This window comes from Kytococcus sedentarius, assembly GCF_041937525.1.
Lineage (GTDB): Bacteria > Actinomycetota > Actinomycetes > Actinomycetales > Dermatophilaceae > Kytococcus > Kytococcus sedentarius_A.
The window spans coordinates 1957609-1980581 of record NZ_CP169391.1; the positions used below are offsets into that span (position 1 = coordinate 1957609).

Sequence of the window (22973 nt, forward strand, 5' to 3'; positions counted from 1 at the left end):
GGGGCCGGGGCTGCTCATGGCGTCGGCGGCCATCGGCGGCTCCCACCTGGTGAGCTCCACCCAGGCCGGGGCCATCTACCAGTGGCAGCTGGTGGCCGTGGTGGTGCTGGCCAACCTGCTGAAGTACCCCTTCTACCGCTTCGGTGCGCAGCACACGGCCGAGACGGGGCGGAACCTCGTGCACGAGTACGCCCGCCGGGGGCGTGTCTACCTGTGGGTCTTCTTCGCGCTCATCATCGCCTCGTCGGTCATCTCCACCGCGGGTGTGGGCATTCTCGCCGCGGTGATCCTGCAGTTCGTCCTGCCCGACGCCTGGGCGCCGTCGGTCCCGTGGGCCGCCGGGGGCATGATGCTGTCGATCTGGCTGATCCTCGTGGCCGGCCGTTTCCGCCTTCTCGATGCGGTGACCAAGGCCATCATCGTGTTCCTCACCGTGGTCACCGTGGCCACCGTGGTGGTCGCCGCCGCGAAGGGCTCCCAGGCCGCCGCCGATGCGGTGCCGCCGAGCCCCTGGACCCTCACCGCCCTGCCCTTCCTGGTGGCGCTGGCGGGGTGGATGCCGGCCGCCATCGAGATGTCGGCCCTGCAGTCGCTGTGGATCACCGAGAAGCAGAGCTCGCGGCGCAGCTCTGTGCGCGACGTGGTGTGGGACTTCAACGTGGGTTACCTGGTCTCCACGGTGCTGGCCGTGTTCTTCGTGGCCATGGGGGCGCTGGTGCAGTTCGGCACCGGCACCGAGATCCAGCAGGCCGGGGGCGCGTACATCCCGCAGCTCATCAGCATGTACACGGCCACGATGGGTGAGTGGGCCCGCCCGTTGATGGGACTGCTGGCGCTGGTGGTCATGTACGGGACCACGCTGACCCTGGTGGACGGTTACGGCCGCGCGTGCGCCGAGAGCCTGCACCAGGTGCGGCGGTCGCCGGGCAGCGCGGGCCGGGGGACCGTGCTGGTGTGGAGCACCGTGATCGCCGTGGCCTCGCTGCTGCTGGTGGTGTGGTTCAGCGCGCAGATGGGCGAGATGCTGCGGTTCGCCATGATCGCCTCGTTCGTGACCGCCCCGGTGTTCGCCTGGCTGAACTACTCGCTGGTGCGGCGGCGTCCGATGCCCCTCTGGCTGCGCGTGCTGGCGTGGGCCGGATTCGCCTTCCTGGGCGGGTTCACGCTGCTCTTCCTCGCGGCGGAGGTGGGTCTGGTCGGGTGAGGGCAGTCGGGCTCAGCCGAGACCGAACACGATCGGCAGGGCGATGCTGAACACCATCGTGCCCACGAAGAACACCGTGAACAGGATGGTGAGCACCGCCCCCACGATGCCGAGGATGCGCCCGGCGGTGATGAGGCTCTCGTTCTCGTAGACGCCGGGGCGGGCCCGCACGTCCCGCATCGCCTTGTTGCCCATGTACCAGGCCACGAATCCCAGCGGCCAGATCATCACCACCGAGAGCAGACCCAGCACGAGGATGGCCACCGCCTCGGGGTGCTGCTCCCGCATCGGGCGCTGTCCGCCCCCATCGCCCCAGCCGTACTGGCCGCGGTCAGGGGACGGGAGGCTGGAGGGGTTCATCTGCGGTCCGTCGGTCATGCGCTCAATCTAGCCGCGGTGTCCGCGCAGCCCCGCGCACCTCTCCGTGACCTACGCTGCACCGGTGCCCGCCGGGCACGCCCCACCCTTCTTTCCAACGGATCGTCCGGCACGTACCTGCCGGGGAAGAGAGTCATCATGGCAACCGTCACCTACGACGCCGTCAGCTGCGTCTACCCCGGGCAGACCCGCCCCGCGGTCGACCGCCTCGACCTGGAGATCGCCGACGGCGAGTTCCTGGTGCTGGTCGGCCCCTCCGGCTGTGGCAAGTCCACCACCCTGCGCATGCTGGCCGGCCTGGAGCAGGTCAGCGAGGGGAGCATCCGCATCGGGGACACCGACGTCACCGGCGTCGCCCCGCGCGACCGCGACATCGCGATGGTCTTCCAGAACTACGCGCTGTACCCGCACATGTCGGTGCGCGACAACATGGGCTTCGCGCTGAAGATCGCCGGCGTCGGCTCCGCGGAGCGCAACCAGCGGGTGGAGGAGGCGGCCGAGCTGCTGGACCTCACCCCGTACCTGGACCGCAAGCCGAAGGCCCTCTCCGGCGGGCAGCGTCAGCGCGTGGCCATGGGCCGTGCCATCGTGCGCTCCCCCAAGGTCTTCCTCATGGACGAGCCGCTGTCCAACCTGGACGCCAAGCTGCGCGTGCAGACCCGCACGCAGATCGCCTCGCTGACGCGTGAGCTGGGCGTGACCACCGTGTACGTGACGCACGACCAGGTGGAGGCCATGACCATGGGCGACCGCGTGGCGGTGCTCAAGGACGGCCTGCTCATGCAGGTGGCCACCCCGCGCGAGCTCTACGACCGTCCGGCCAACGCGTTCGTGGCGGGCTTCATCGGCTCGCCGAGCATGAACCTGATGAACGCGCCCGTGGTGGACGGCGTGGTGCGCTTCGGTGAGTCGACCTTCCGGCTCACCCCCGAGCAGCAGGCCGCGCTGACCTCCGATGCGGTGACGGTCGGCATCCGCCCGGAGGACATGACCATCGGCCAGGCGGGCGAGGGCGCCCAGGTGCGGATCAACCTCGTGGAGGAGCTCGGCGCGGACGCCTACGTCTACGGGCGTCTGGCTGACGAGAGCGGAACGCTGGAGACGGTGGCCACCGAGAAGGCGGACGACGACGAGGACGCCTCGAGCGACACCGTCGTGATGCGGGCCGACGGTCGCACCCCGCCGCGGGCCGGCGAGACGGTGTGGATGGTGCCGAAGGTGCAGCACGTGCACCTCTTCGATGCGGCCACCGGGGAGCGCATGCCCGACCCCCGCTGAGCCAGCCCGATCCGCGCAGGACTCACTCCACCGTGCTGTGACGCGGCGGCGTGAGTCCGGCGCGGGAGCGCGCCGGCCGGAATGAGTCGCAGGCGGGTCAGCCGGCCTTCTGCACGGTGATGCTCCAGCTGGCGTCGCCGGTGCGGTCGAACTCGGTCACCGTGTGACCGTTCTCCGCGGCCCACAGGGGCAGAGACTCCGTGGCCTGCGTGCAGTCGAAGGCGATGACGAGCTCGTCACCGGACTGCAGCTGGTCCATGGCGCGGCCGGCCTCCTGCAGCGGGAACGGGCAGACCTGACCGGTGGTCTCGAGGGCGTACTTGCTCATGGTGTCCTCCTGGGGAGTGGGGTCGGGGAGTGGGAGATTCCGAGGGGGTGGGCGGGCGTCGGGTGGGCCCGGCGCCTCAGGAGATCGGGGTGAGCACCGGCGCGGGGCGGTCGGTGCCCTCCGCCGGACGCTCCCCCACCTGGGTGGCCGGGGTGTCGTCGGTGGCCACCGGGGCGCTCTGGCTGGCCCGGTTGGCCACGGCCACCCGGGCCGCGATGCCGGCGCCCACGAACATCATCACGGTGGCGATCCAGCCCTCCCAGCTCAGCTGGGCGGTGGCCACCATGCCGTGCCCGACGGTGCAGCCGCCCGCCAGCGAGGCGCCCACGCCCATGGCGGCACCACCGCCGATGGCACGGTGGATGGTGGAGGCGTCGGGCACCCGCACACGGAACTCCCCGCTGGCCCGGGCGGCCAGGAACGAGCCGAGCAGGATGCCCACCACCAGCAGCACGCTCCAGTCCACGAGGGTGAGGTCGCCGGTGGCCAGGTACTCGACGCTCTTGGCCGAGGGGGTGGTGATGCCGAGGCTGCCCACCCGGCCGGCGGCGATGCTCAGGGGCCAGGCGACGGTGGCGATGCCGGCGATCACCAGGGCCGTGGCGAAGGGGTGCCAGCGCATCTCGGTGAGCACGCGGGCCACGCCCCGGCGGCGCGGCGGGAGGGACGCGGCGGCGGGGCGGGCCGCATCACGGCGCAGGTGGTGTCGCACGGCCAGGGCGGTGCCGGCCACGAGCACGCCGACCAACGCCCAGTCCGGCAGGCCCAGGGTGTTCGAGACGGTGGTGGCGCCCACGGTCTGCTCCCGGGCCCAGGTGGTGAACCCGGCCAGGGGGCCGAACTTCATCATCGCTGCTGTGAGGGCGAAGAAGCCGAGGGCGAACCAACTGCCCACCAGGCCCTCGCCCGCGCGGTAGTAGGTACCGGTGGCGCAGCCACCGGCCAGCACGATGCCGATGCCGAACACCAGCCCGCCGACCACCGCGGCAGCCAGCGGCAGGGGCTCGACGGCGACGTCGATGACGCCCAGGGAGGTGAGTGCGAGGTAGCCCACGGCATGGGTGGCGATGACCACGGCGAAGGCGGTGAGCCAGCGCGTGGAGCCGGTGAGCCACACGTCGCGGAAGGCACCGGTGATGCAGAAGCGCCCGCGCTGCATCACGAAACCGAGGGAAAGGCCGACGAGCAGGCCGGTGAGGATCACGAGGGGTCTCCAGTCAGGGAGGGGATGACGGACGGATCAGTAGATCACACGTCGTTAGGGTGATACGAACTCGGTGTGATGATCCTCGTCACGCCCCGCCCCGACCCTCAGGAGCGGACGCGGATCTCCACCTCCTGTGCCGGGCCCTCGCTGACGTGGCGCTCCCCCGTCCCGTGCACGCCCACGGCATTCACGTAGGCGAGGTGCCCGCCCAGGTAGCCGGCCACGCCCACCGCGCCCAGACCGACGGTCGACAACGCGATCCCCACCGGACGCGCACCGGACCGGCGAGCAGCCAGCGAGCCGATGTGCAGTGCCAGCCCCACGGCGTTCAGGCCGGCGTGCGCCAGGCCCACACGGGTGGCGCCGCCCCGGGTGCTGGACCAGTCGTGCGCCCCGGTGGCCGCGGCCGGCACGTAGCCGACGATGCCGGTGAGCACCAACAGGTCGGCGGCGTCCTCGGACCCCGGTCCCCCCAGGTGGTCCACCACCGCGGCCATGACCCAGCCCCCGAGGGGGACGTGCACCAGGAGGGGGTGCACCGGGTGTCCGAGCCAGCGTCCACCGAGGAGGTCGCCGACGGGCTCCGGCGAGGTGACACGGGCGACGAGATCGCGCACGGGAACGGCCACACCATCCAGGCCGCGCTGTCGCTCGAGCCAGTGGACGGCTGCTGTCAGGGGGTTCATCGCTGCTCCTCGGAAGGACGACCACCGCCTGCGGGGGGCCGCGCGGTGCGCCACCCCGGACGGGGCGGCAGCTCCAGCCTCCCCCGCACGCTCACCGGGCGCCACCGCACCGCCCTCCCCGACCGCCAGAGCCCTCAACAGGTGAAGTGTCTCCAGGAGTGGAAGGATCGATCCATGAACCGCACCGAGCTGACCGATGCCGAGATGGACCTCTGGACCACCTACCTCAACGACCACGCCACGGGTGCCACCGGAGCCCTGGAGCGGTTGGAGAACATGGTCGAGGAGTACGGCGACCTCCCCCACCACGACGACCTGCAGACCCTCGCGAGTCAGATCACCGACGAGCGTGAGCGGCTGCTCGAGATCATCAAGACCCTCGGCGCCGGCCGCAGTGGCCTGAAGATGGCGGCGGCTGCCGTGGGCGAGAAGGTGGGCCGCCTCAAGCCCAACCAGCACCTGACGAGCCGTTCGCCCCTGAGCCCCCTGCTGGAGGTCGAGCTCCTGCGCTCGGGGGTGCTGGGCAAGCTCTCGCTGTGGCAGACCCTCACCCTGCACGCCGACCGGCTGGGCCTGGACCGCTCCGAGTTCGAGGAGCTGGCGGCTGCCGCCGAGCGGCAGCTGGAGACCCTCGCCACCATCCACCGCACCTGGGCGGGGCAGGCCTTCACCGCCGAGTGACCTTCAGGCCTCGGCCAGCGCCCCCACCACCCTCTGGAAGGCCGCCGGCCAGGTCGTCGCGGCGCCCAGCAGGGCCGCCCGGGTGGGCGCCGTGGAGACCGCAGCCACCAGACCCCCGGTCGCGATGCGGTGCGCCGCCGTCAGCCGCGTCCACCGCCTCTCCCAGTCACCGGGCCGATCCGTCACCAGGCACTCCACCAGTGCGGTGGCCTGCACCAGGGCCAGCGAGACCCCCTCGCCGGTGAGCGCGTCCACGTATCCGGCCGCATCACCGACCAGCAGCACCGGCCCGTCCACTCGCCGCGACACCGTCTGCCACAGCGGGCCGGCACCGGCCACGGGCCCCCACTGCGTGGCGGGCTGCGCGGCGAACCAGCGCCCCAGGTCACCCAGGCGGGTGAGCTGGTCCGCGAAGGGTGCGCGGCGCGAGGAGAGCAGTGCCACCCCGAGCTGGTCCGCGGCCACCGGGGTCAGGTAGGCCTCCACCCCCTGGCCGAAGTGCACCTCCACCTGACTCGTCCAGGGCGCCACGCGCAGGTGGGCCCGCAGCCCGTACCGCCGAGGCCGGGCGGCCAGCGGCGGCCGCGTGACCACCCGGGCACGCCCCACCGCCACCAGCTCACGCACCCGTGAGTGCAACCCGTCTGCGCCGACCACCCACCGGTGGCTCACCCCATCGAGGCGCACGTGGTCGGCGCGGACGTCGAGCTCGCGCACCGGGTCGAGGCGGCGGTGGCGCAACGGGATGCCGGCTGACAGGACGGCCTCCCGCATCGCGGCGTGCAGCACGGTGCGCCGCACCCCCCGCCCGGGCGCGGAGAACGACGCCCGGGCGCGGCGGCCGGCGGGGGTCACGTAGTCGATGCCGGTGAGCGCGTGTCCGTCCGGGTCGATGCCGAGCGCCTGCAACCGTGCCAGACCCCCCGGCATCAGCCCCTCACCACAGGCCTTGTCCACCACCCCGGGGCGGCGGTCGAGCACCTCCACCGAGAGCCCCGCGCGGTGGGCGGCCAGTGCCGTGGCGAGCCCGGCGGGCCCGCCGCCGACCACCAGCAGGTCCGTCACGGGGCCACCGTCGCCAGCGCCCTCTCCTCCACCGCGATGCGGTGACGCAGCAGCACCGCGTTGGTCACGGTGAACACCCCCGCGGTCCACCGCGCGCCGCCGGCCAGTGGGAGGGCCGCCCCCTCGACCACCACGGCCAGGTAGTTGGGGTGCGGCAGCCAGCGGTACGGGCCGGTGGCCACCAGCTCGTGACCCGGCACCACCACCACGCGGGTGTTCCAGTACGGGCCGAGGCTGCGGATGCACCACCAGCGCAGCGCCTGGCCCGCGCAGACCGCCAGCGCGGGCCCGGCGTGGAAGGGGGCGCTCCCCTCCTGCGATGCGGCGCGTCGCCCGGCAGCGTGCTCCACCAGGGATCCCACCAACAGCCCGGAGTGCAGGGCCACCATCACGGGGTAGTGCCCTGCGCCGTGCTCGACCCCGCCCCGCTCGCGCGCCCACTGGCCGTGGCGGCGGGCCACCACGAGCTCCACCACCCGTTCGACCGCCACGGCGCCCAGGAGTGCCGCGAACGCAGGGTTCACCCGCCGGGCACGGCGGCCCGTCCCCCGCAGCCTCATGCCGCCTCCTCACAGCGCAGCAGCACCAGCTCTGCACAGAAGCCGGGCCCCATCGCCAGCAGCAGCCCGTACTGGCCGGGCGTCGGTGGGCGTTCGGCGAGCGTCCTGCCCAGCACGTGCAGCACCGAGACGCTGGAGAGGTTGCCCACCTCGGACAGCGAGTCCCAGGTGAGCCCGAGTGCCTCGCGGGGCACGCCCAGGGCGCCCTCCATGGCCTGGAGCACCTTCGGCCCACCCGGGTGGGCCACGTGGAAGGCGATGTCCTGCGGGGTGAGGCCGTGGTCCGCCAGGAAGGTCTCCACATCAGCCCCCACGTGCTGGGTCACCAGGTCCGGCACCTCCGCGCCCAGCACGATGCCCAGCCCGCCGTCACCGACGTCCCAGCCCATCGCGCGGTGCGTGTCCGGGTACAGACGGCTGCGGGAGGCGACCACGGAGAGGCGCGGGCCGGGCGCGGCGGCCGGGGTCACCGCATCGGGCCCGCTGAGGACCACCGCGGCGGCGCCGTCGCCGAACAACCCCGAGGCCACCATGTTCGCGCGGGAGGCGTCACCTTGCTGCACGGTCAACGAGCAGAGCTCCACGGCCAACAGGACCGCCACCCCCTCGGGGCGTCCGGCCAGCAGGTCGTGCACCCGGGCGATCCCGGCGGCGCCGGCCACGCACCCCAGGCCGAAGAGGGGCACGCGCACCACGTCCTCCCGGAAGCCGACCTCGGCAGCGATCCGGGCCTCCAGGGAGGGCACTGCGATGCCGGTGACGGTGGTGGAGACCACGACGTCCACCTGGTCGGCGGTCACCCCGGCACGCTCCAGCGCGCCGTTCACCGCCTCGACCGCCATGCGAGGCGCGTGCTCCAGCCAGGCGTCGTTGGCGGTGCCGAAGCCGTCGAGCCCGCGGTACTCCTCCAGCGGCAGCACCAGGGAGCGGGTGTGCACGCCGGCGTTCGCGTGGATGCGGCGCAGCAGCGTCTCCTCGGCCGCGGTGCCGGCCAGGAGGCCCGCGACGGCGTCGGTCACGGCCGACTGTGGCGCCCTGTGCCCGCCCGGGACGACGTGGGCGGCAAGGAGTCGCGAAGGGGCCGGCATGCACCGAGCCTATGTCGCCCCTACGCTGCCGGCATGTCGAACCCCCTGGTCCGAGCCGCCCGAGGAGGCGCCCGGGTGGTGAGCGGGCTCGCCGCCGCCTGCCACCCGCTCCCGACCCTGCTGGTCTCGGCGCTGGGGACGGCGTTGGCGAGCGGTGCCCGGCCCCCCGGGGGAGGGGGCAGCAGCGGCACGCTCACCGCATCGGGCCCACCTGCCGGCCCCGGAGGGGGCCACGTGGGCGCCTGGGCCGTGGCGGTGGGGACGGGTCAGCTCGTGATCGGGTGGGTCAACGACGTGCTCGATGCGGAGCGCGACGCCCAGGTGGGCCGGACGGACAAGCCCGTCGCCACCGGGGTGGTGGCCCCGCGCACGGTGTGGGTGGCGACGGCGGGGGCGGCCCTGACGAGCCTCGGGACCGGCCGCTGGATGGGGTGGCCACTGGCGGTCTCCCAGCTGGCCCTGGTGGCGGTGCCGGGGGTCGCGCACAGCCTGGGAATGAAGCGGACGGTGCTGTCGCCGGTGCCGTGGGGGGTGGCCTTCGGGGCCCTGCCCCTGCTCTCCCACCGGGCCGGCGGTGGCGCCGGGTGGCCGGTGCGGTCGGCCGTGGCGGGGGCAGCACTGGGGGTCGCCGCGCACCTGGGCAACGCCGCACGGGACGTCGACGACGACCGCGCGACCGGCCAGGAGGGACTGCCCGCCCGACTCGGTGTGCGGGTGAGCCACGCGGTGGCGGTGGGGCTCGTGGGAGTGGCTGCGGTGAGTGTTCGCGGCCCGGTGCGGTGGTTCGTCGGCGCCGGGGCGGTCGCCGTGGGTCTGGTGGCGGTGCGGCGGGGCTGACCGGGGCACCACCGGGGCCCCGCCGACGCCAGCGGTTGAGGAGTGCTGGGGTGGACCCCACACTGAACGCATGGAGACCAACCGAGGGCACTTCCAGTCCGGCGAGCACCTGACCAACGCCCACGGCGTGCGGGTTCCCGACACCGACCACACCCTGAAGGCGGGGCGCCGCGGCCCGTCGCTGATCCAGGACCAGCACTTCCGGGAGAAGGTCACGGCCTTCGACCACGAGCGCATCCCCGAGCGCGCGGTCCACGCCCGCGGCGTCGGGGCGCACGGCACGTTCCGCTCCAACGGAGCCGCGGCCGGCCTCACGCGCGCGGGCTTCCTGCAGGCCGGCGTCGAGACGCCCGTGTTCACCCGCTTCTCGACCGTGCTGGGCTCGCGCGGCAGCGCCGACACCCCGCGCGACACCCGTGGCTTCGCGGTGAAGTTCTACACCGAGGAGGGCAACTACGACCTCGTCGGCAACAACATCCCGGTGTTCTTCATCCAGGACGCCATCAAGTTCCCGGACGTGGTGCACGCGGCCAAGCCGGAGCCGGACACCGAGGTGCCGCAGGCCGCATCGGCCCACGACACCTTCTGGGACTTCGTCTCCATGCACACCGAGGCGCAGCACCACACGATGTGGAACATGTCCGACCGTGGCATCCCGCGTTCGCTGCGCACCATGGAGGGCTTCGGCGTCCACACCTTCCGGCTGGTGAACGCGGAGGGGGAGACCAGCCTGGTGAAGTTCCACTGGAAGCCGCGGGCCGGTGTCCACTCGACCCTGTGGCCCGAGGCGCAGGCCATCATGGGCAACGACCCGGACTTCCACCGCCGCGACCTGACCACGGCCATCGACTCCGGCGCCGCCCCCGAGTGGGACCTGGGCGTCCAGGTCTTCCCCGACACCCCGGAGCAGGTCTTCGAGGGCATCGACCTGCTGGACCCGACCAAGTTCGTGCCCGAGGAGCTGGCGCCGGTGCAGGTGATCGGCACCATGACGCTGGACCGGAACGTGGACAACTTCTTCGCCGAGACCGAGCAGGTGGCCTTCTGCCCCAGCCACCTGGTGCCCGGCATCGACCTGACCGACGACCCGCTGCTGCAGGGGCGCCTGTTCAGCTACCTGGACACGCAGCTCAGCCGCCTGGGTGGGCCCAACTTCCACCAGCTGCCCATCAACCGGGCCCGCGAGGCGGAGGTGAACACCCACCAGCGTGACGGCATGCACCAGATGGCCGTGCACACCGGGAAGGTGGCCTACACCCCCCAGGGTGCGGCCGACCCCGCCGAGGTCCCCTGGCACCCCGGCCTGGTCAACTCCCCCGGCGCGGACAAGGGCGTCGAGTACGTGCCGGGCGTCCTCATCGAGCTCCCGCGTCCGGTGGAGGGTGTGAAGGAGCGTGCCCTGGCGGCCAGCTTTGACGACCACTTCACCCAGGTGCGCATGTTCTACCGCTCGCTGAGCGAGGTGGAGCAGGCCCACGTGGCAGACGCGTACAGCTTCGAGCTCGGCAAGTGCACGATGCCCCACGTGGTGGACCGCCAGCTGGGCCACCTCGCCGTCATCGACACCGACCTGGCCGCCACCGTGGCCGAGAACCTGGGGCGGGACACCCCCCAGGCCGATGCGGGCGCGACGGTCCAGGACATGGCACCGAGCCCCGCTGTCTCGCAGGTGGGCGACACGTGGCCGGTCGACGGCCGCGTGGTGGGCCTCCTGGTGTGCGGTGAGTGCGACATCGAGAAGGTGGCCGCCGCGAAGAAGGCCGTCGAGGACGCCGGCATGGTGCCGATGCTCGTGGCACCGAAGGGCGGACTGCTGCAGGGCCGGGAGGGCCTGATGGTGGACCGCACCCCCCTCACGGCCGCCAGCATCGAGTTCGAGGCGGTGCTCGTGGGCGACCACGCCGACGACCTGCCGCGCGGCCTACGAAACCTGGTGGGCGAGGCCTGGCACCACGGCAAGGCCGTCGGTGGATGGGGTGACGGTGCCGCCTTCGTCGTCGACGCGGTGCCCGAGGCCGACGCCGGCGTGGTGCAGGCGACGGGGCCGCAGGACGCGGTCGACGCGGTCGTGCAGCTGCTCGGGGAGCACCGCGTGTGGGATCGCTTGGCCAAGGCCCCGGAGAAGGACCTGCCCTGAGCACTGACCACGTGACGGTTGGTGCCGGGGATCCTGTGGGGTCCCCGGCACCAACCGGTGTGGGCAGGGATGCGGGCACCTCTGGCACAGGGGGTGTTCCTGGCCTGACCGAGGACGAGCTGGCGGTGCTGGAGAGCACGTTCACGTGCGCCCGGGCGGGGGACGTGGACGGGCTGGTGGAGCTGCTGGACCTCGGCGTACCGGTGAACCTCACGAACAGCCGCGGTGACACGCTGCTGATGCTCGCGGTCTACCACGGCCATGCCGCGGCCACTGGGCTGCTGCTGGAACGGGGCGCCGACACCGGGCGCATCAACGACGCTGGCCAGACCCCCGTGGCTGCGGCGGTCTTCCGACAGCGCGAGGACCTGGTGCGGATGCTGGTGGCCGCCGGGGCCGACCCGTCGCTCGGGCCGAAGAACGCCCATGTGATTGCCGAGTACTTCGGGCTCGAGGCGATGGGCCGGCTGTTGCGGGAGCTGTCGCCGCCCGGGTGAGGCCTCGGCCCGGCGTGCGTGAGCCGGTGAGATGGCGGGTTGTCCACAGGGTCTGGGGTGGTGGGGGGAGGTTGTCGGTGGTCCCGTCTAGTGTGGGGACATCAGTTCGACGGGGTGTCGGACAGCATGTGGAACACGTGGTGACCATCTGAGGGGGTGGGGGCATGCGGCAGGAGTCGTTCGACACGGGGCAGGGCCCCCTGTCCCGTGCGGGTGGGCAGCAGTCCGGCGTGGTGGCCGGGTCTGCCGGGGTGCGGTCCAACGAGCCGGCCTCGTCCGCAGGCACGCCCTGTGGTGGGCGTGCGGCGGGTGCGTGGGAGCGTGCCGAATCGGCTCTGGGTGACGCGGTGTCGGCGGTGGAGTCCGCGCGCACGGCGGATGTGGCCCTCATGGATGCCGTGGGGAAGGTGTACTCGAACACGGTGGCTCATTTGCAGCAGCGTGTGGATGAGGGTGAGCCGGGGATCCTGCGTCCGTGTGATGCGCCGGTGATCGTGACTGAGGAGGTCGTCGCGGCCACCGGTGAGGCACCGGCCCGGATCGGGCACCTGGTGGGCCTGGTCGCCTCCGATCCTGAGCGGGTCGTGTGTGGGCGGGAAGCCTTGGTGGAGGGGCGGGCGTCGTTGTCGCGGGTGTTGACCTGGTTCGCTGACACCAGGCACTTGCAGGCCGATGATGCGGTCGCGATCGGCCTGGCCGTCCTCACCAGGGCGGCTGATGGGTCGCCGCGGTCTTCTGCGTCGTTCCGGGAGTTGTTGCGCCGCAGGATCCGCAAGGTCGAGGCGGCTGACCGGCAGGCGGCCCGGGAGCGGATGGCCCAGGCGATCCAAGAGCGCGGGTCGTGGACCCATCCTGGTGATGACGGGACCGGGTCGCTGACCGTGGTGGGTGAGGGCACCCGGGTGGCTGCCGCGTGGGGCAGGTTGGATGCTGCGGCCCGCCGCGCGAAGGCTGCGGGTGATCAGCGGACCCTGTCCCAGCTGCGGTCGGACATTCACCTCGACCTGCTCCTGGTCGGCCAGCTCCCCGGCACCTGCACCAACCCCACCCACACGAGCCCCACGACCAAGCCCGGCAGCACGCCCAGCAACGGCACCGCCGGTGAGGCGGCCATTCATGGCAGTGGCGGCCTGGCGGGTGACGCGTTCACCCAGCCCGGTGGGGCCGCTGGCGACGGCAGTGGCGGCCTGGCAGGTGACGCGCTCACCCACCCCCCGCTGCCCGCCCCGGCCCGGGCGACCACGAACACTGGCACCGGTGCGGGCACACGGCCCCCGGGCCCAGTGGCCCCTGAGCCGCCAGCGCCGCCGGTGTGCACGTCCTGCGGGACCGTGTCGGATGACTGGTTCCCCGTGCCCCAGGTCGGTGATCCGGTCCTTCCTCCGGCACGTGTGACGGTCGTCGTGGGGCTGGATGTGCTGCTCGAAAACGCTGATACCCCGACTGACGGGACCAGTGTGACCACCAGCGGCCCACCGGGTGGTTCGAGTCCACCGGGTGATGATCCGCCCGACGAGCTACGACCGGCCAGTCAGACAGACGATGTGCAGGCCACCCCCGGTGACCGGGGTGCCCACCGGGGCTTGCGGGGTGCGGCGTTGGGGTGGATGCCCGGGTTCGGGTAGCTCGACCCCGAGCACGTTCGTGCCGTGGCGATCCGGGAGGGGTCGGTGTGGCAGCGCCTGGTCGCTGACCCGACCACCGGTCATGCGGTGAGTGTCTCGCCGTACACGTATCGGCCGACGGCGTCGGTGGCCCGGTTCGTCCGTGCCCGGGACGGCATCGCCCGCGACCCCGGTTCCGGGGTCAGCGCCCAGCAGTGCGAGCTCGACCACGTGACCCCCTTCGACGAGGGCGGGACCACCACCCCGGGCAACCTGCAGTGCCTCTCCCGCCGCGGACACACCCGTAAGACCAACCGCGGCTGGCACGCCACCATCACCGACGACGGCACCGTCCACTGGACCACCCTGCTCGGCCAGCAACAGACCACCCAACCCCACGACTACACCGACCAGTAACCACCGGCAGGGCAATGGGCCCCACCCACCGCAGCCCCGGCCTGCAGGTCACCCCCCCCCCCACGCCGCAGCCCCGGCTCCCACACGGGAACCGGGGCTGCAACACGCGCGGTGGTCGACGACCTCAGGGGTGCTTGGGCTTGCCCTGCGACGCCTTCACCGTGAACGTCCCGGGCACCTTGGCGTCCCACTGCTCGGTGTACGCCTCCACGTAGCGACCCAGGAAGGGCGACACCGCACCGTGGGTGGGCACGTCCCGGCGGGTGTTCTGCGTCTCCAGGGTCAGCCGCGCGTCCCGCACCGACACCTTCTCGTGCGTCGGCTCGTTGGACCAGTACTCGTCGGCATCGATGGTGCCGAAGCGCACCGCCAGCTGGTGGCCCTTCGCGAGGGTCCACTCGGTGTCCTTCAACGCGATCTGGTGCCGACCCCCATCGACGGCTACCACCTGCTCGTCAAAGCGCATGGCGGTCCCGTCGGGCGCCACGTCGAACAGCTGCACCGCCACGGCTCCCTCGCCACGGGCCCGGAAGTCGACCCGCGGGGTCCCCGTCACCCGGGTCTCACGCTTCACGGGCTTCGACCAGGTCACGTAGCCGTAGGCATCCTCGGTGATGCGGTCACGCTTCGGCCCCTTGGGCCCCTTGCGCTGCGGCACCTCGCTCGTTGCCTGCGGCCGCGCCTCGCGGAGCGACGGACCGTCCTCGATGTCGTGGGCGGCGCCACCGGCCGTGGAGACCGTGAACGACTCCCCACCGGAGACCTCCGCTGCACCGGACGCGCCCGCACCCGCGGCCACCCCGGCACGGTCGTCCACGAAGGACCCGTCCTCCAGGTCCACGGTGCGGGTGGTGTTCACCTGCGGCCAGGTGTCCTGCGCACGCCACTGGCCGTTGCTGTCCTCGATGACGTACGCCGGGAACTCCTGCTGCGGCTCGGTGCCCTTGAGGTGCTCGTCGTAGAAGCTCATCACCTCGGTGAACCAGCCCTCGCGCCCCATCTCCAGGCGACCGTCCTCGGTGCGGTCGTTGCCCCGCACGTGGTTCCACATGCCCAGCCAGCCCCGCTGCTCCCCGCGGTGGTTGTCCAGGTACTTGCGCATGTCCTCGGGCTTGGTGTTGGTCTCGATGAACCCCTGCGTCACGAACAGGGGGGTGTCCGACCCGCCCGCCAGGCTGGCCAGGTCGCGGTCCTTCCAGTACTCGGACGCCGGGTCGGAGATCAGCCCGTCCGCCGAGTTCAACGCGTGGCACTCGGGGTTGCGCTTCTCGTAGTCGGCGTTCCACTTGTACTTGGCGGTGTCCCCGGCGTGCCCCGGGAGCCCCGAGATGTGGTTGTACGCGTTGGGCGTTCCCACGTTGTTGGGTCGCGGCACACCGTTGCTGTAGAGGTAGTTGTGCATGTCCCACACCGGCTCCTGGGCCACCACGGCCTCCAGACCCCGCGGCTCGTTGTTGTTGCCGATGAGGCCGGTCATCGCGTCGTAGGACTTGCCGTACATGCCCACCTTGCCGGTGGACCAGGGCTGCGAGGCCGCCCACTCCACGGCAGCCTCCACATCGGCCTGCTCCCCGGGTCCCGCCCAGTCGAGACAGCCAGTGGATGCCCCGAACCCGCGGAGGTCCACGAGCACCACCGTGTAGCCCCGGCGCATGAGGTCCGCTCCGTCGATGAAGTCGACGAACCGCTGCGAGGGGCCCGCCACCGGGTGCCCTTCGTCGTCCGTCTGGCCGAGGTGGCTGAAGTACGGCCCCACCGAGAGGATCACCGGCGTCTTGGCGTCCTCAGGCAGGTGCGCGGGGCGCAGCACATCAGCGTGGAGCTCCACCGGGTCACCGTTGCGGGACGGGAGTGTGGAGGGGAAGTACGCCTCGCTCCACGCCGCCCCGCGCGGCACCTGAGGATTCTCGTCATGGGTGATGCCCTCCGCGGCAGCGGCAGCCTCACCGGCCTGAGACGGCGCCGCCGGGCGGCTCCCCTCGGACGGCGCGGCCGTGGCTGCCGGCACCACCAGCAGCAGGCTCCCGGCAAGGGCGATGGACAGGGAACGGCGGGTCGCAGCACTCATGCTCGGACCCTAGGGAGAGGGGGCCCGGCAGGACAGGGAACAGGGCTCTTCTTGACCAAGTCTTGGGAAAGCCCCCACCCGGCCCCGCTCACCCGACGTCGCACCCGACCGGCTCACCCGGTGGCTCACCCCATCGCGGCGACGACCAACCCCTCCGCACGGTGCAGGTACCCCTCCAGCACGTCGGCCGCCACGGTGAGCTCCCCTGCCACCACGTGCCCCACCACCCGCGCGTTCTCCGCCACGAAGGCCGAGTGCAGCCCGTCGGGGTCCGCCAGGGTGCGGAAGGCCAGTCGGGCGTGCGCCAGGAGCCCCATCGCCGCCGTCGAGAGCCACCGGCTGCCTGCCAGGTCCACCCACTGCTGGTGCACGGCCATGTTCAGGTCGCCCACCTCACCCCATCGCCCCACCCGGCCCGCCTCCTGCGCGCGCTCCACGAGCTCCTGCAGCGCCACCACTGCCGGGTCGTCGGCGTCCACCGGGCCCTGCCCGGCCCGCTCCCGCAGGGCACCGCACTCCACCACCCGGCGCGCGGTGTAGACGTCGCGCACCTCGGCCACCCCGGGCGCCGAGACGAAGACCCCTCGATGCGGTGCGTGCACCACCAGTCCCTCGTGCGCCAGGATCCGGAATCCCTCCCGCAGGGTGTTCCGCGAGACGCCGCACACCTCCGCCAGGGACTGCTCCACCAGCTGCTCTCCCGGCCCCAGGCGACCGGCCGTGATCAGCTCCCGCACCGTCCGCGCGCACCGCTGTCCACCGAGTTCCGTTGTCACCGTGACATTGTGCACACCCCACCCGGCAGCCCCCCCGTGCGGCTCCGGACCGGCCACCGGGGCATACGCTCGCGGGTCGCGGCGCGCCGCACCAGCCGGCAGCGCGCACACCCCGTCCCGCACCACCGCATCGAAGAGGCTCCGTGTCCACAGCGACCCCCACCCCCACCGAGGCCCCGGACTCCCCGCTGGCCCGCGGTCTGAGCACCCGGCACATCCGCTTCATCGCGTTGGGCACGGCCATCGGCACGGGCCTGTTCCTCGGCTCGGCGAGCGCCGTCCAGCTGGCCGGCCCGGCCGTGTTGGTGGCCTACCTGGCGGCAGGCGCCGCCATCTACGTGGTGATGAGGGCCATGGCCGAGATGGTGCTGCGCACCCCGGACTCGTCCTCGTTCGTGGACTTCACCCAGCGCTACCTGGGGCGCACCTGGGGTTTCGTCATCGGCTGGATCTTCACCCTCGAGATGCTGCTGGTCGGCATCGCCGACGTCACGGCCCTGCGCATCTACCTGGGCGCGTGGTGGCCGCAGGTGCCCGGATGGGTGTGGATGGTGGGCACCATCGTCCTGGTGCTGCTCCTCAACCTGGTGGCGGTGCGGCTGTTCGGCGAGACCGAGTTCTGGCTCACCCTGCTGAAGGTCGGCGCCATCGTGGGCATGGTGGTCCTGGGCGTGGGCCTGCTGGTGACGGGTGTGGGCCTCCCCTCGGGCCAGCCGAGCCTCACCCACCTGTGGGAGCACGGCGGTTTCGCCCCGCACGGCGCGTGGGGTGTGCTGCTGTCGCTGACGGTGGTGGTCTTCGCGTTCGGCGGCATCGAGACCGTGGGCCTCACGGCGGCCGAGTCCCAGAACCCGCACCGCAGCATCCCCGGCGCCATCAACACGGTGCCGTGGCGCATCCTGCTGTTCTACGTGGGCTCGGTGGGCGTCATGCTCACCCTCGCCCCGTGGACCAGCATCACCGGCGAGCAGTCGCCCTTCGTGCAGATCATCGATGCGGTGGGCCTGCCCGCCGCTGCACACGTGCTGAACGCCGTGGTCGTCATCGCCGCGTTCTCGGCCCTGAACGCCATCACGTTCGCCATCGGCCGCACCCTGTTCGGTCTGGCCTCGGCGGGCCACGCGCCGCCGGTGTTCGGCCGGGTCTCCGCCCGGGGCGTGCCGGGGGCGGCCATCGTCACGGTGGGGGTGGCCCTGGTGGTCGGCCTGGTGCTCAACCTGGTGGTGCCGGACCGGGTGTTCACCTTCGTGGCCTCCCTGGCGAGCTTCGCCACGGTGTTCGTGTGGCTGCTGATCCTCGCCGCCCACCATGGCCTGCGCCGCCGTGTGGCCGGCGGTGAGCTCGCGCCCGGCGCGTTCGCGGTGCCGGCCTGGCCGTGGGTGACGGGTCTGGCGGCGGCCTTCCTGGTGGCGGTGCTGGTGATGATGGCCTTCCTGCCCGAGGGCCGAGCCGCCCTGGCGGTGGGCCTGCTGACCACCGCGCTGCTGGTGGGGTTGGGGTCCCTGTCCTCGGCCAGGTCAAGAAAAGGTCTCGATCGTTCCGAGCCGGTTCCCTGATTGTTGAACAATCACTAGCGTCGACGCATGAGCACCTCCTCCCAGACCGACGCATCCCCCGGCGCGTCCCCCAACTCATCCCCCGGCGCGTCCCCCGGCCGCCGCGCCTCCCGCGCCGCCCTGCTGGGGGCCATGTTCCTCATGGCCACCTCGTCCATCGGACCAGGCTTCATCACCCAGACCACCCAGTTCACGGTGCAGCTCGGCGCGGCCTTCGCCTTCGCCATCCTGGTGTCCATCGTCATCGACATCGCCCTGCAGCTGAACGTGTGGCGCGTCATCGGCGTCAGCGGGCGCCGCGCCCAGGAGCTCGCCAACGACGTGGCCCCCGGCCTCGGCTGGCTGCTCGCGGGCCTGCTGCTGGTGGGTGGCGTGGTGTTCAACATCGGCAACGTCGCCGGCGCCGGCATCGGCACCGAGGCCCTGGCCGGCATCGACCCCCGATGGGGTGCCGCAGTGTCCGCGGCGCTCGCCATCGGCATCTTCCTCAGCCGCTGGGCCGGGTGGGCCATGGACCGCGTCGTGGTCGCCCTGGGCGCCCTGATGCTGGCACTCACCCTCTACGTCGCCGTGGTCTCCGACCCGCCGCTCGCCTCGGCCGCGCGCAACACCATCGCGCCGGAGGTGATCGAGCCGCTGGCCATCACCACCCTCGTGGGCGGCACCATCGGCGGCTACATCGTGTACGCCGGCGCCCACCGCCTCATCGATGCCGGACACACCGGCCCCGAGCAGGTCGCGGAGATCTCGCGCACCTCGGTGCTGGCCATCATCGTCACCGGCGTGATGCGCACCCTGCTCTTCCTGGCCATCCTCGGCGTGGTGGCCAGCGGCGCCGACCTGTCCGGCACCTCCCAGGCCGCCTCCGCCTTCCAGGCCGCCGCCGGAGACGTGGGCCTGCGCCTCTTCGGCGCGGTCTTCTGGGCGGCCGCCATCAGTTCGGTGGTGGGCTGCTCGTACACCACCGTCTCGTTCCTGACCTCGTCCACCCGCACCCCGGCGCGCACCCGCAACCTGCTCACCGGTGGGTTCATCGCCCTGAGCCTCGTGCTCTTCCTCGTGCTGGGCAAGGCCCCCACCACGCTGCTGGTCTTCGCCGGCGCCTTCAACGGCATCCTGCTGCCGGCCGGCATCGGCGTGATGCTGTACGTCGGCTGGTTCCGCCGCGACCTGCTGCACGGCTACCACTACCCCAAGTGGCTGCTGGTGATCGGCAGCATCGCCTGGCTGCTGACCCTGTACCTGGCCGTCACCTCGGTGCAGCCCCTGATCGACCTGATGACGAGCTGAGAAGGAGCACCATGAGCACCATCGACCTGAACGCCGACCTGGGCGAGGGCCTGGGCATGTGGCGGATGGGGGACGACGACGCCCTGCTGGGCGTGGTCACCAGCGCCAACGTGGCCACCGGCTTCCACGCCGGCGATCCCCTCATCATGCGCACCACCTGCCAGAAGGCCGCCGAGCAGGGAGTCACCGTCGGCGCCCACGTGGCCTACCGCGACCTGCACGGCTTCGGGCGCCGCGCCATGGACATGGCGCCCGACGAGCTGACCGCCGACGTGCTCTACCAGGTCTCCGCCCTGGAGGGCATCGCCCGTGCGGCCGGCACCGAGGTGGGCTACTGCAAGCCCCACGGAGCGCTGTACAACACCATCGCCAAGGACGAGGGCCAGGCTCGCGCCACCGCCGAGGCCCTGGCCGCGTTCCGCCCCGGCCTGGCCGTCCTCGGCCTGCCGGGCACCCCCTGGCAGGAGGCCGCCGAGGCTGCCGGGCTGCGCTTCGTGGCCGAGGCCTTCGCCGACCGCGCCTACACGCCCGAGGGCCAGCTGGTCTCCCGCCGGCAGCCCGGCGCCGTGCTGCACGACCCCGAGCAGATCACCCAGCGCTGTGTCGCGATGGCGACGGGTCACCCCATCGAGGACGTCGAGGGGAACGCGCTCACGCTGACGCCCGGATCGATCTGCGTCCACGGCGACACCCCCGGCGCGGTGGAGATCGCCCAGGCGGTGCGACGCGGGCTCCAGGCCGCCGGCACCGAGCTGCGGTCCTTCGCCTGATGCGCCTGCTGCCCAGCGGCACCCGTGCGGTGCTCGTGGAGCTCGACGACCTCACCGAGGCCCGCGCCTGGCACGCCGCCCTGGAGGCCCACCCGCCGCCCGGCACGCTGGACCTGGTGCCCGCGGCCCGCACGGTGATGGTGGTCAGCGAGCCCGGCACCGACCTCGCCGCGGTGCGCTCCCACCTCGAGCAGGTGCAGGTGGGAGGCGCGCCAGCCGCATCGGACGAGGTGGTGCGCATCCCCGTGGTGTACGACGGTGAGGACCTGGCCGACGTGGCCGAGCTGCTCGGCATCGACACCGCCGAGGTGGTGCGCCGCCACACGTCCGAGGAGTGGGCGGTGGCCTTCGCGGGCTACGCCCCCGGCTTCGGCTACTGCGCCGGCACGCGCTTCGACTGGGACGTGGCCCGCCGCTCCGAGCCGCGCACCGCGGTGCCCGCCGGGTCGGTGGCCCTGGCCGGCGAGTTCACCGGCGTCTACCCGCGCAAGGGCCCCGGTGGGTGGCAGCTCATCGGGCGCACCGACGAGCGGATGTTCGACCCGGACCGCGACCCCGCCGCGCTGCTGCGCCCCGGGGTGCGGGTGGTCTTCGAGGCGGCGGACGCATGAGGCCCGGGCTCGTCGTGCACCGCGCCGGTCCGCTGCTGACCGTGCAGGACCTGGGTCGCCCCGGCATGGGCGGAACCGGCATCAGCACCTCCGGCGCCGCCGACCGGGCGGCCCACACCCTGGCCAACCGGCTGGTCGGGAACGATCCCGCAGCCGCCACCCTGGAGATCACCCTCGGCGGCCTGGAGGTGGAGGCCGAGCGCGACCTGGTGGTGGCCCTCACCGGCGCCGTCCTGCCGGGCGCGCCCATGCACGGCACCGTGCGGCTGCGGGCCGGGGAGCGCATCCGATGCGGTGCGCCCACCACCGGCCTGCGCACCTACCTGGCCGTGCGTGGCGGCATCGACGTGGAGCCCGTGGTGGGTTCCCGCAGCACCGACCTGCTCTCCGGACTGGGACCAGAGGTGGTGCAGGACGGCGACCGGCTGCCGGTGGGCGACGACCACGCCCCCCGGGTGGCCTACGGCGTGGACACGGCGCCCAGCCCGGCACCGCCGACCGGCCCGCTGCACCTGCCCGTGGTCCCCGGCCCCCGCGCCGACTGGTTCGACCCGGCCCAGTGGGAGCGGCTCACCTCCACCGACTGGACCGCCTCGAGCCGGTCCAACCGCATCGGACTGCGCCTGGAGGGGCCCAGCATCGAACGGCGCGATGCGGGGGAGCTCTCCAGCGAGGGCATGGTCCGCGGTGCCGTGCAGGTGCCCCCCGGCGGGGAACCGATCGTGTTCCTGGCCGACCACCCCGTCACCGGTGGCTATCCGGTCATCGCCTACGTCACCGACGAGGCCGTGGACCTCGCCGCCCAGGCCCAGCCCGGACAGGTGGTGCGCTTCCGCGGGTGAACCTACGGTGGGTTCACCCCCTCACCACCCACCCCGGAGGACCCATGGACATCTGCAGCATCATCCAGCGCCAGCACGACGAGCAGCGCACCCAGTTCGCCCAGCTCGAGGAGTGGGACCGTGACGACACCGAGGGGCTGGGTGCGCTGTGGAAGCGCCTGGTGATCCTGCTGGAGACCCACGCCGAGGCCGAGGAGAAGTACTTCTACCCGCACCTGCTGCAGCTCGGCACCGGCGGCGCCGACGCCGAGGACGCCGCGGCCGAGGTGGACGACGCCATCGACGACCACAACTCCATCCGCGAGGGGATCCGTCGGGCCGATGCGCAGGAGGTGGGCTCCGAGGCGTGGTGGACCGCCGTGGTGGACACCAACGTCGCGAACTCGACCCACATGGGCGAGGAGGAGCGGCAGGACCTCGCGGACTTCCGCCAGCAGGCCAGCCTGCAGCTGCGGCACGACATCGCGGTGGACTTCCTTCGCTACGAGGCGCTGAAGGCGGCCGAGGGCATCACCCCGCAGGACAAGGACCCGCAGGAGTACGTGGAGAAGCACTCCGGGGGCACCCCGAAGGCGTCCGACCGCGCGGGTGACGCCCCTCAGGAGAGCCTGCAGGCCAGCGAGACCGAGGGCTGAGGGGCCGGCTCTCCCTCAGACGGCGCGCTCCCAGCCGGCCACCGGGCCGGGCGCGAGCTCGAAGAGCCGATGGGGGCGCGGCGCCTGGTGGGCGATGACCTCCCACCACTCGGCGTTGCGCTCGCGCACCTTGGCGCCCAGGTGCTCCCACTCCAGGGCCAGCTGACCGTCCGTGAGCGGCATGCGCAGCGCAGGGTCGGGCCCCACCACCACGCGTGAGCGGTCGAAGGAGTAGCCGCGGGCGTCGGCCTCGTCGGCCAGCCCGTGCAGCCAGGTGGCCACCCCCTGCACCGGGTCGACCAGCTCCCGGAAGCGCTCCAGCTGCGGGTGCCGCGTGTATCCCTTGGTGAGCCCGCGCAGCACCTTCTGGGCCAGCAGACCCTCGCGCCACCCCGCCACCAGGGCGGCGCGGTCCAGCTGGGCCGGGTGCACGCTCCACAGACGCATGGGCCGATGCT

Annotated in this window: 23 protein-coding genes; 13 read left to right on the top strand and 10 right to left on the bottom strand. The window is 72.6% G+C overall.

Features of this window, described 5'->3' with window-relative positions:
• Positions 1 to 1216: 1216 nt before the first annotated feature.
• Positions 1217 to 1582: a hypothetical protein gene (locus ACEY2A_RS09100; protein WP_374928287.1), complete on the bottom strand. Its 366-nt coding sequence runs from the start codon at positions 1580 to 1582 to the stop codon at positions 1217 to 1219.
• Between the two features lie 138 nt (positions 1583 to 1720).
• Here ACEY2A_RS09100 and ACEY2A_RS09105 point away from each other — a divergent pair, with 138 nt between their 5' ends.
• Positions 1721 to 2860 (top strand): ABC transporter ATP-binding protein, encoded by a 1140-nt coding sequence (locus ACEY2A_RS09105; RefSeq protein ID WP_374928288.1) that lies wholly within the window; start codon positions 1721 to 1723, stop codon positions 2858 to 2860.
• Between the two features lie 97 nt (positions 2861 to 2957).
• Here the strand turns inward: ACEY2A_RS09105 and ACEY2A_RS09110 are convergent, their stop codons facing one another.
• The 3 genes from ACEY2A_RS09110 to ACEY2A_RS09120 all read right to left on the bottom strand — a co-directional run bounded on the left by ACEY2A_RS09110 (position 2958) and on the right by ACEY2A_RS09120 (position 5081).
• Positions 2958 to 3188, bottom strand: coding sequence for a sulfurtransferase TusA family protein (locus tag ACEY2A_RS09110; protein WP_374928289.1), 231 nt, complete (start codon positions 3186 to 3188; stop codon positions 2958 to 2960).
• Between the two features lie 76 nt (positions 3189 to 3264).
• The gene (locus ACEY2A_RS09115) at positions 3265 to 4392 is read right to left on the bottom strand and encodes a YeeE/YedE thiosulfate transporter family protein (protein WP_374928290.1); all 1128 of its coding nucleotides are present in this window, start codon (positions 4390 to 4392) and stop codon (positions 3265 to 3267) included.
• 107 nt (positions 4393 to 4499) lie between these two features.
• Positions 4500 to 5081, bottom strand: coding sequence for a DUF2231 domain-containing protein (locus ACEY2A_RS09120; RefSeq protein ID WP_374928291.1), 582 nt, complete (start codon positions 5079 to 5081; stop codon positions 4500 to 4502).
• 174 nt (positions 5082 to 5255) lie between these two features.
• Between ACEY2A_RS09120 and ACEY2A_RS09125 the strand changes: the two genes are divergently transcribed.
• The gene (locus ACEY2A_RS09125; protein ID WP_374928292.1) at positions 5256 to 5762 is read left to right on the top strand and encodes a hypothetical protein; all 507 of its coding nucleotides are present in this window, start codon (positions 5256 to 5258) and stop codon (positions 5760 to 5762) included.
• A 3-nt stretch (positions 5763 to 5765) separates the two neighbouring features.
• Here ACEY2A_RS09125 and ACEY2A_RS09130 read toward each other — a convergent pair whose 3' ends face one another.
• The 3 genes from ACEY2A_RS09130 to ACEY2A_RS09140 are packed head-to-tail and all read right to left on the bottom strand — an operon-like array spanning position 5766 to position 8406.
• On the bottom strand, positions 5766 to 6827 hold the full coding sequence (locus ACEY2A_RS09130; protein ID WP_374928293.1) for an NAD(P)/FAD-dependent oxidoreductase: 1062 nt from the start codon (positions 6825 to 6827) through the stop codon (positions 5766 to 5768).
• Positions 6824 to 7387 (bottom strand): isoprenylcysteine carboxyl methyltransferase family protein, encoded by a 564-nt coding sequence (locus ACEY2A_RS09135; RefSeq protein ID WP_374928294.1) that lies wholly within the window; start codon positions 7385 to 7387, stop codon positions 6824 to 6826. The genes ACEY2A_RS09130 and ACEY2A_RS09135 overlap by 4 nt, the downstream gene beginning before the upstream one ends.
• Positions 7384 to 8406: a type III polyketide synthase gene (locus ACEY2A_RS09140; RefSeq protein ID WP_374928295.1), complete on the bottom strand. Its 1023-nt coding sequence runs from the start codon at positions 8404 to 8406 to the stop codon at positions 7384 to 7386. The genes ACEY2A_RS09135 and ACEY2A_RS09140 overlap by 4 nt, the downstream gene beginning before the upstream one ends.
• Positions 8407 to 8508: 102 nt before the next feature.
• On the opposite strand from ACEY2A_RS09140, the gene ACEY2A_RS09145 reads away from it, so the two are divergent.
• The 5 genes from ACEY2A_RS09145 (at position 8509) to ACEY2A_RS09165 (ending at position 13967) form a co-directional block, all read left to right on the top strand.
• The gene (locus tag ACEY2A_RS09145) at positions 8509 to 9312 is read left to right on the top strand and encodes a UbiA family prenyltransferase (RefSeq protein ID WP_374928296.1); all 804 of its coding nucleotides are present in this window, start codon (positions 8509 to 8511) and stop codon (positions 9310 to 9312) included.
• A gap of 70 nt (positions 9313 to 9382) precedes the next feature.
• Complete coding sequence (locus ACEY2A_RS09150) at positions 9383 to 11449, top strand: catalase (RefSeq protein ID WP_374928297.1); 2067 nt, start codon at positions 9383 to 9385, stop codon at positions 11447 to 11449.
• A 125-nt stretch (positions 11450 to 11574) separates the two neighbouring features.
• Entirely contained in the window at positions 11575 to 11946 is a 372-nt protein-coding gene (locus tag ACEY2A_RS09155) for an ankyrin repeat domain-containing protein (protein ID WP_374928298.1), read from the top strand.
• Positions 11947 to 12110: 164 nt separating this feature from the next.
• Complete coding sequence (locus ACEY2A_RS09160; protein WP_374928299.1) at positions 12111 to 13571, top strand: hypothetical protein; 1461 nt, start codon at positions 12111 to 12113, stop codon at positions 13569 to 13571.
• 24 nt (positions 13572 to 13595) lie between these two features.
• Positions 13596 to 13967 carry an HNH endonuclease signature motif containing protein gene (locus ACEY2A_RS09165; RefSeq protein WP_374928300.1) on the top strand — a complete coding sequence of 124 codons (372 nt, stop codon included), beginning with the start codon at positions 13596 to 13598 and terminating at the stop codon, positions 13965 to 13967.
• A 124-nt stretch (positions 13968 to 14091) separates the two neighbouring features.
• On the opposite strand, the gene ACEY2A_RS09170 is transcribed toward ACEY2A_RS09165, so the two are convergent.
• Both ACEY2A_RS09170 and ACEY2A_RS09175 read right to left on the bottom strand, forming a co-directional pair.
• On the bottom strand, positions 14092 to 16035 hold the full coding sequence (locus ACEY2A_RS09170; RefSeq protein ID WP_374928301.1) for a CocE/NonD family hydrolase: 1944 nt from the start codon (positions 16033 to 16035) through the stop codon (positions 14092 to 14094).
• A gap of 125 nt (positions 16036 to 16160) precedes the next feature.
• Positions 16161 to 16811: a GntR family transcriptional regulator gene (locus tag ACEY2A_RS09175; protein ID WP_374928302.1), complete on the bottom strand. Its 651-nt coding sequence runs from the start codon at positions 16809 to 16811 to the stop codon at positions 16161 to 16163.
• 143 nt (positions 16812 to 16954) lie between these two features.
• Here ACEY2A_RS09175 and ACEY2A_RS09180 point away from each other — a divergent pair, with 143 nt between their 5' ends.
• The 6 genes from ACEY2A_RS09180 to ACEY2A_RS09205 are packed head-to-tail and all read left to right on the top strand — an operon-like array spanning position 16955 to position 22515.
• The gene (locus tag ACEY2A_RS09180) at positions 16955 to 18367 is read left to right on the top strand and encodes an amino acid permease (RefSeq protein ID WP_374928303.1); all 1413 of its coding nucleotides are present in this window, start codon (positions 16955 to 16957) and stop codon (positions 18365 to 18367) included.
• Positions 18368 to 18394: 27 nt separating this feature from the next.
• Positions 18395 to 19657 carry an NRAMP family divalent metal transporter gene (locus ACEY2A_RS09185; RefSeq protein WP_374928304.1) on the top strand — a complete coding sequence of 421 codons (1263 nt, stop codon included), beginning with the start codon at positions 18395 to 18397 and terminating at the stop codon, positions 19655 to 19657.
• A gap of 11 nt (positions 19658 to 19668) precedes the next feature.
• Positions 19669 to 20427: a LamB/YcsF family protein gene (locus ACEY2A_RS09190; protein WP_374928305.1), complete on the top strand. Its 759-nt coding sequence runs from the start codon at positions 19669 to 19671 to the stop codon at positions 20425 to 20427.
• Positions 20427 to 21038 (top strand): allophanate hydrolase subunit 1, encoded by a 612-nt coding sequence (locus ACEY2A_RS09195; RefSeq protein ID WP_374928306.1) that lies wholly within the window; start codon positions 20427 to 20429, stop codon positions 21036 to 21038. The genes ACEY2A_RS09190 and ACEY2A_RS09195 overlap by 1 nt, the downstream gene beginning before the upstream one ends.
• Positions 21035 to 21880, top strand: coding sequence for a biotin-dependent carboxyltransferase family protein (locus ACEY2A_RS09200; protein WP_374928307.1), 846 nt, complete (start codon positions 21035 to 21037; stop codon positions 21878 to 21880). Before ACEY2A_RS09195 ends, ACEY2A_RS09200 begins: the two co-directional genes overlap by 4 nt.
• Before the next feature lie 44 nt (positions 21881 to 21924).
• Entirely contained in the window at positions 21925 to 22515 is a 591-nt protein-coding gene (locus tag ACEY2A_RS09205) for a hemerythrin domain-containing protein (protein WP_374928308.1), read from the top strand.
• 15 nt (positions 22516 to 22530) lie between these two features.
• Here ACEY2A_RS09205 and ACEY2A_RS09210 read toward each other — a convergent pair whose 3' ends face one another.
• Positions 22531 to 22962 (bottom strand): pyrimidine dimer DNA glycosylase/endonuclease V, encoded by a 432-nt coding sequence (locus tag ACEY2A_RS09210; protein ID WP_374928309.1) that lies wholly within the window; start codon positions 22960 to 22962, stop codon positions 22531 to 22533.
• Between the last annotated feature and the right edge of the window lie 11 nt (positions 22963 to 22973).

Bases quoted from the DNA above. Each gene is read 5' to 3' on its own strand.
- ACEY2A_RS09195 (WP_374928306.1), top strand. From the start codon at position 20,427: ATGCGCCTGCTGCCCAGCGGCACCCGTGCGGTGCTCGTGGAGCTCGAC.
- ACEY2A_RS09125 (WP_374928292.1), top strand. From the start codon at position 5,256: ATGAACCGCACCGAGCTGACCGATGCCGAGATGGACCTCTGGACCACC.
- ACEY2A_RS09160 (WP_374928299.1), top strand. From the start codon at position 12,111: ATGCGGCAGGAGTCGTTCGACACGGGGCAGGGCCCCCTGTCCCGTGCG.
- ACEY2A_RS09205 (WP_374928308.1), top strand. From the start codon at position 21,925: ATGGACATCTGCAGCATCATCCAGCGCCAGCACGACGAGCAGCGCACC.
- ACEY2A_RS09170 (WP_374928301.1), bottom strand. From the start codon at position 16,035: ATGAGTGCTGCGACCCGCCGTTCCCTGTCCATCGCCCTTGCCGGGAGC.
- ACEY2A_RS09210 (WP_374928309.1), bottom strand. From the start codon at position 22,962: ATGCGTCTGTGGAGCGTGCACCCGGCCCAGCTGGACCGCGCCGCCCTG.
- ACEY2A_RS09200 (WP_374928307.1), top strand. From the start codon at position 21,035: ATGAGGCCCGGGCTCGTCGTGCACCGCGCCGGTCCGCTGCTGACCGTG.
- ACEY2A_RS09105 (WP_374928288.1), top strand. From the start codon at position 1,721: ATGGCAACCGTCACCTACGACGCCGTCAGCTGCGTCTACCCCGGGCAG.
- ACEY2A_RS09190 (WP_374928305.1), top strand. From the start codon at position 19,669: ATGAGCACCATCGACCTGAACGCCGACCTGGGCGAGGGCCTGGGCATG.
- ACEY2A_RS09110 (WP_374928289.1), bottom strand. From the start codon at position 3,188: ATGAGCAAGTACGCCCTCGAGACCACCGGTCAGGTCTGCCCGTTCCCG.
- ACEY2A_RS09135 (WP_374928294.1), bottom strand. From the start codon at position 7,387: ATGAGGCTGCGGGGGACGGGCCGCCGTGCCCGGCGGGTGAACCCTGCG.
- ACEY2A_RS09145 (WP_374928296.1), top strand. From the start codon at position 8,509: ATGTCGAACCCCCTGGTCCGAGCCGCCCGAGGAGGCGCCCGGGTGGTG.
- ACEY2A_RS09100 (WP_374928287.1), bottom strand. From the start codon at position 1,582: ATGACCGACGGACCGCAGATGAACCCCTCCAGCCTCCCGTCCCCTGAC.
- ACEY2A_RS09150 (WP_374928297.1), top strand. From the start codon at position 9,383: ATGGAGACCAACCGAGGGCACTTCCAGTCCGGCGAGCACCTGACCAAC.
- ACEY2A_RS09185 (WP_374928304.1), top strand. From the start codon at position 18,395: ATGAGCACCTCCTCCCAGACCGACGCATCCCCCGGCGCGTCCCCCAAC.
- ACEY2A_RS09120 (WP_374928291.1), bottom strand. From the start codon at position 5,081: ATGAACCCCCTGACAGCAGCCGTCCACTGGCTCGAGCGACAGCGCGGC.